This is a genomic window from Colwellia sp. RSH04, from assembly GCF_003545765.1.
GTDB lineage: Bacteria > Pseudomonadota > Gammaproteobacteria > Enterobacterales > Alteromonadaceae > Colwellia.
This window is the reverse complement of the sequence record NZ_QXIO01000054.1, coordinates 1-579: the sequence shown is the minus strand read 5'-3', so window position 1 is coordinate 579 and position 579 is coordinate 1. Positions and strand designations below refer to the sequence as shown.

At 65.8% G+C, this 579-nt stretch carries 2 protein-coding genes; both read right to left on the bottom strand.

Annotated features, from left to right (window positions below):
- The coding region (locus D1094_RS18560) for a hypothetical protein (RefSeq protein WP_220452580.1) at nt 1–219 on the bottom strand (219 nt) is incomplete at its 3' end.
- A gap of 120 nt (nt 220–339) precedes the next feature.
- Nucleotides 340–579, bottom strand: a 240-nt coding sequence (locus D1094_RS18455) for an OmpA family protein (protein WP_147361108.1), incomplete at its 5' end; no start/stop codon positions are given.

Sequence of the window (579 nt, the reverse complement as noted above, 5' to 3'; positions counted from 1 at the left end):
TGCTTCCATCTTCGGCCCTATGCCCTTGATCTTCTTGAGGTCGTCGCGGACATCCTCCTCGGGCTCCGCCGCCTGCTCCGCCGCCATGGGGGCCTCCGTCACGCTGGCCGGGCGGTGCGGCGCGAGGAGGCGCCGGAGGAGATAGCCGATGACGCAGCCGATGAGGAAGGCGAGGAGCAGCAGCAGGGCGCTGGGGATGATATGGGGTGTGGCGTTCATGGTCCGGCCTCACTGTCCGTCGGACTGGGCATACCAGCCGGTGGCGATGCCGATGACCAGCGCGATGACCAGAAACGGCCAATAGCTCTGCAACAGAAAAACGATGTCCATCTCACCCCCTCAGCGCGCGATATCCTCGAACGCGAACACGATCCTGCGGTTCTGGGCCCGCCCGGCCGCCGTATCGTTGGGGGCGATCGGCAGGCTCGCGCCGTAACCCACGGCATAGAGCCGCTCGGGCCCGATCCCATAGTCGATCAGCGCATCCACGACCGCTTCGGCCCGCGACAGCGACAGCACCAGATTTGTCTCCGCCAGGCCGGCGGAGTCCGTATGCCCTTCTACATAAATCGGCGCATC